Raw genomic sequence first — 269 nt, 5'->3', positions numbered from 1 at the left:
AATTGTCGCGTGCAAGCGTTCGCTGGCGGCCAGAGAAGCTTCGGAACTACGCTGCGTATCGGCTGCACCATCAGCAATTTCAACAACCTGTTGATTGATATGCTCGGCCACAGAGCTCTGCTCTTCTACTGCCGCTGACATTTCCATGGTCATTTCACTGATGCCTTTAACGGCCGTGTTAATTTCAGACAAGGCACGTCGTGTCTCTTCTACAATTTCAGCACCTTGTTGTGCCGACTCAAGACCTCGTGTAGACACTGTAACAGCGC

1 pseudogene is annotated in these 269 nt (G+C 50.9%); it reads right to left on the bottom strand.

Annotated elements, in window-relative coordinates:
* Nucleotides 1-269: pseudogene (locus tag NLF92_RS13060) on the bottom strand (methyl-accepting chemotaxis protein); the annotation flags it as partial.

It is taken from the genome of Opacimonas viscosa, from assembly GCF_024199005.1.
Classification (GTDB): domain Bacteria; phylum Pseudomonadota; class Gammaproteobacteria; order Enterobacterales; family Alteromonadaceae; genus Opacimonas; species Opacimonas viscosa.
Note: the sequence above shows the minus strand (reverse complement) of the source record. Positions and strands in the feature narration are given on the sequence as shown.